Origin of the sequence: Bullifex sp. (assembly GCF_034103065.1) — a bacterium.
GTDB lineage: Bacteria > Spirochaetota > Spirochaetia > Sphaerochaetales > Sphaerochaetaceae > Bullifex.
On sequence record NZ_JAXEGN010000183.1, the window covers coordinates 1 to 5,188 of the forward strand.

At 34.6% G+C, this 5,188-nt stretch carries 5 protein-coding genes; all 5 read left to right on the forward strand.

Annotated elements, in window-relative coordinates:
- Positions 1 to 431, forward strand: a 431-nt coding sequence (locus SOY52_RS07005) for an ABC transporter permease subunit (protein ID WP_320848246.1), incomplete at its 5' end; no start/stop codon positions are given.
- 11 nt (positions 432 to 442) lie between these two features.
- On the forward strand, positions 443 to 1,345 hold the full coding sequence (locus SOY52_RS07010) for a carbohydrate ABC transporter permease (protein WP_320848247.1): 903 nt from the start codon (positions 443 to 445) through the stop codon (positions 1,343 to 1,345).
- Between the two features lie 17 nt (positions 1,346 to 1,362).
- Positions 1,363 to 2,970, forward strand: a complete 1,608-nt coding sequence (locus SOY52_RS07015) for an extracellular solute-binding protein (RefSeq protein ID WP_320848248.1) — start codon at positions 1,363 to 1,365, stop codon at positions 2,968 to 2,970.
- A gap of 53 nt (positions 2,971 to 3,023) precedes the next feature.
- Entirely contained in the window at positions 3,024 to 4,484 is a 1,461-nt protein-coding gene (locus SOY52_RS07020) for a sulfatase (RefSeq protein WP_320848249.1), read from the forward strand.
- Between the two features lies 1 nt (position 4,485).
- Positions 4,486 to 5,188 (forward strand): hypothetical protein (locus tag SOY52_RS07025; RefSeq protein ID WP_320848250.1); only part of this gene is annotated, 703 nt, incomplete at its 3' end.

Consider the following 5,188-nt stretch of genomic DNA (forward strand, 5'->3'; position numbering starts at 1 on the left):
AATACTTTAGAGGTGTATTTGTTGCATCAGGTGTTTGGCAGAATGCAGGTTGGAATGCAATTATTTATATTTCTGCATTAGCAGGTATTAGTCCTGATTTGTATGAAGCAGCTGAAATAGATGGTGCAAATAAGTGGCAGAGGATTTGGCATATCGATCTTCCAGGTATTTTGCCAACAATGGTCATGATGTTTATCATGGAAATTGGAAAGGTTATGAACCTTGGTTTCCAAAAAGCATATTTGATGCAAAATGCTCAGAACTTAGCTACAAGTGAAATAATTTCGACATACATATATAAAGTTGGTCTTATTAACGCTCAGTATAGTTATTCTGCTGCAATTAACCTATTTAACAACGTGATTAATATCATCCTCTTGATTTCGTGTAACTACCTTGCCAAGAAGATAACGAAAAATAGTTTATGGTGATGGGGGAAAAGATGAAAAGTAATTCACTATCAAGATTCCATGCACAGTCTTTTTCTGATAAAGCATTTGATATTTTTAACTATGTACTTCTAGGCCTCATTGCTCTATGTGTGCTTTATCCACTGTACTTTATTGTTATTGCATCTTTCTCAGATCCAGTTGCAATTAACAATGGTGAAGTTGTGTTTTGGATTAAAGGATTCAACGTTACTGGTTATGAGAAGATATTTGAAAACACAAAGATTTGGAGATCATATGCAAATACAATCTTTTACACAGTGGTAGGTACTACAATCCAAATTGCACTTACAATGATGTTTGCTTATCCTTTGAGCAGAAAAGAATTTTGCTTGAGAAATCCATTAATGTTCCTTGCAATGTTCACAATGTACTTCCAAGGAGGTATGATTCCTACCTATCTTTGGATGGCTCAACTTAAGCTTTATAATACTAGACTTGTAATTCTGTTGTTACCTGCTATTAACGTTTTTAACCTCATAATTGCAGTTAACTATCTGAAGAATAATATTCCAGAAGAACTTTTCGAAGCAGCTTCAGTAGATGGCTTAGGTCATATTCAGTATTTCATAAAAATAATACTACCTTTATCTCAGACAATTATTGTAGTTTTAATTCTTTATTACGGAGTTGCACACTGGAACGAGTTCATGAATGGACTTATCTATCTAAGAGATGAAAAACTGTATCCTCTCCAGCTTACATTGAGAGGAATATTACTACAGAACCAAGCTTCAGGCCTTGGCGATGTAGATAGTATGGTCGAACAGCAAAAGGCTGCAGAATTAATAAAGTATGGCCTTATTATTGTTTCGACACTGCCGGTTTTGGTTGTTTATCCATTCCTGCAGAAACATTTTGCTAAAGGAGTAATGATCGGTTCTGTAAAGGGCTGATACAATAGGAGGTATAAATGAAAAAAGCATTATCATTACTAATTATTGCTTGTTTGGTAACTAGCATTTGTTTTGCTGGTGGTGCTAAGGAAGCAGAGAAAAGTACAAAAGCAGACATTTCTTTTAATAAGGAAGGCCTGCCTATCGTAAATGAACCAATTACATTTGAGATTGCAGCAGCTACTCAGAAAAATAAGGATTTTAAGGAACTCCAGTTCTTTAAGGACCTCGAAGAAGCAACAAATGTTCAAATTACTTGGAACATGTCATCTGATGATGGTTGGAATGAAAAGAAGAGCTTGATTTTTGCAAGTAATATGCTTCCTGATGCATTCTATGGTAACGATATTCTCTCTGATGTAGATATTATGAAATATGCATCTCAGGGTATGTTAATTCCTCTTAATGACTTAATCGAGGAATATGCTCCAAACTATAAGGCTATTTTGGATCAGCATCCAGAATATAGAGCTCAATTAACAGCTCCAGATGGAAATATCTATGCGCTTGGAACAATCAATGAAATTAACCCTACAACACATGACCACCTCTTTATTAACAAGACATGGCTTGATAACCTTGGCCTTGAGGTTCCAACCACAATTGAAGAGTTTGAAGCTGTATTAAAAGCTTTTAAGGAACAGGATGCAAATGGTAATGGTGATCCTAATGATGAAATTCCATTTACATTTAGATATAGCTCTACAGATGTTTATAACAGACAGCAGGGTATCCAGTCTATGTTTGGTATCATGGGACAGCTTGATGATATCTACCACTTTATCGTAAAGGATGGAAAGGCAATTTATACTCCTACTACCGAAGAGTATAAGGATGCAATTAGATGGTTCCATGAGCTCTACTCAAAGGGATATATCGATAAGGAAGTTTTCACACATGACAAGAATGTTTATGTTTCAAAGATTCAGAATCCTCAAAATATCGTAGGTATGTTCCTTGGTTGGAGTGCATCTGCAACAGCAGCCGCTAACAAGGAAAACTATGTTCTCATGGCTCCAATTGAAAACGTTAATGGTGATAAGATTTGGAGAAGAGTAAATGCTAAGGTTATCTCTAGAGGTGCATTTGCTATCACAAATAAGTGCGAACATCCAGAAGTTTTAATGAGATGGATTGATCAATCATATGACAGAGAGACATCACTTGAAATCTGCCAAGGTATGATTGGTAAAGCACTTGAGAAGACTGCTGATGGTGGATATAAGTTCCTCCCAGTTCCAAAAGGAACAAACCTTGATGCAATCATCCATGAATATGGTCCAGGTAATGATGGAACATTTGCAGTAATGAATGAAATTGTTGATAAGCTAGAGCTTAATGCTAACCTTAGAGAAAGAAGAAATAATGATATCTTCCTTGAACCATATCTTGTACCACTTTCAGAGATGTATCCAAGTGTATTCTTCACTGAGGATGAGATAGATGAAATTAGTATCTTACAGACAGATATCGATTCCTACGTTCTACAAAAATATGCTTCTTGGATTGTTGATGGTGGAGTTGATAATGAGTGGAATGCTTTCCAAGCTAAGCTCAAAACAATGGGTGTTGATAAATATATTGCTATTTACCAGGCAGCATTGGATAGATTCTACGCAAAATAATATAAAAATATCTGGTTGGACCATTTGGTCCAGCCACTTTGTATGGAGTACATATGAAATCTAATTTAATCATCATAATGGCTGATCAACTGAGATTTGACGTTTTTAATAGAGGTTATACCCCTAATATTGATGCTCTGATGAACGAAAGTGTAAGGTTTTCTTCAGCCTATTGCGCATCCCCTCTTTGTGTTCCTTCTCGTGGTGCATTCTTTACAGGATTATGCCCATCATCAAATGGTTCGTTAATCAATCCTTGGGAGAAAAGAGATGCAAAATATGGAGATGTAAAGAGTGATATAGAAAACCTATACTCTCTTATGGAAAAAGAATGGTACTCTATACATAGTGGCAAGCAACATCTTTTTACAGAGGGTGGTAAGCTTGAAGATAGAGATAATTTAACACATTGGGCATCAACAGAAAAAAGTTATAAGCAGATGCTTAAAGATAATAATGTTAGGCAACCAGGTGTACTTCCTCGCTTTAAAACCTATGTTCCTGAAATGGTAGATGGAAAAGTTACCAAGGTTGCAAAATATTCAAATGCAGAAACAGGTTTATACCCTTTTGATTCAAAATATTTCTTTGATATTTATTTTACAGATGAAGGTATTAAAGCTTTGAAACAGAGAGATAAATCAAAGCCTCTGTTTTATAGTGCTATGTACCTTGCACCTCATCCTCCATTGGAAATTCCTGAGCCATGGTTTTCCCTTGTTAAAAAAGATGATGTTTTTCTTCCGGAAAATGTAGGTAAGTACTATCCTCATCAGTCGCCATTACAGATGTATAATCTTACAGGTATTGTGGGGGCTAGATACAGTGAAGAAGAGTGGAGAGAAGCTTGGAGAGTATATCTTGGTCAAGTCGCTCTATTTGATGAATGTGTTGGGCGCCTTATTAATGAGTTAAAAACTGAGGGAATTTATGATAATTCAATGATAATTTTTACAACTGACCATGGCGAAATGCTTGGTAGTCATAGGCTCTTTCAGAAAATGTGCATGTATGAAGAATCATCACATGTTCCACTGACGATAAAATTTCCAAATGGGGAATATGCAAGAGATATTAATACACATGTTAGCCATATCGATGTTATGCCAACTATTATGGAGTTCTTAAATATTGAATCAAAAAATGACTTTGAAGGAGTTTCACTTCTATCATTAATTACTAACGGTGATAAAAAAGGATTAAATAGAGATATCTTTATTCAATATGATGGAAATGGGGCAAGATCAAACTTCCAAAGGTGTGTTATTAGAAATAATTACAAACTTATTTTAGACATCTTTAAAGATGAGATGTTTGTTGAACTCTATGATTTGGAAAAAGATAGAGTTGAAAGTAACAATCTTGCTTTTTATGAAGAATATGATGAAGTAATTATTAATATGTATGCATCTCTTTTAAAGCATATGAAAGATACTTCTGATTTAATTACTCTTCCTGAATTAGACTTAGTAAGTTTTAGAAATGCATATAGTGATATCCCTGTGAGGCAGTAAGATGAATAAACAAATGATTAATGATCTCCTTGCTAGTTGGTGCGAGGCTCTTTATTCGCATCTTTTGTCATCCCAAGATAAACGAATAGATGGTGCTATTATCTGTCCTGCTTGTGGAAAAATTCATGGAAGATGCTTTGAAGCAATGTATCCATTTTTAGAGATGGCAAGACAAAGTGGTGATGAAAAGTGGATTAATGCTTCAATAAAGCTTTTTTCTTGGGCAGAGCATACAGTAACACTGCCTGATGGAGGGTATCTAAATGATATTGATTCAGATTGGACTGGTACTTCTGTGTTCGAATGTATTGTTTATTTAGATGTACTATTTCACTATAGTGATTTGCTTTCAAAAGATTTCTTGGAAAATCTAAAGAAGCGTACATTTAAGTTAGCAAAATACATTTTAGATAATAAATCTCTTAGAGATAAAAATACTAATTATCCTGTATCTGCAGCATATGCTCTATATAGAGCAGGTGAATACTTTAATAATGAATCTTTTTTTTGTGGATCAAAAGAGTTTGAAAATATTATCTATTCTGTATTTACTCCTAATTACTTAGTTTTTGGAGAAGGTTTTGGTAGAGATAGAAGGAGTGATAAAAACCTCCTTTCAATTGATATCGGATATAATGTTGAAGAAACACTTCCCGCTATTACTTTTCTTGGCTTTGAGAAGAAAGATGAAAAGTTATTAGCTC

Excerpts from the sequence above, each read along its gene's own strand:
- SOY52_RS07020 (WP_320848249.1), top strand. The coding sequence starts at position 3,024 with ATGAAATCTAATTTAATCATCATAATGGCTGATCAACTGAGATTTGAC.
- SOY52_RS07015 (WP_320848248.1), top strand. The coding sequence starts at position 1,363 with ATGAAAAAAGCATTATCATTACTAATTATTGCTTGTTTGGTAACTAGC.
- SOY52_RS07010 (WP_320848247.1), top strand. The coding sequence starts at position 443 with ATGAAAAGTAATTCACTATCAAGATTCCATGCACAGTCTTTTTCTGAT.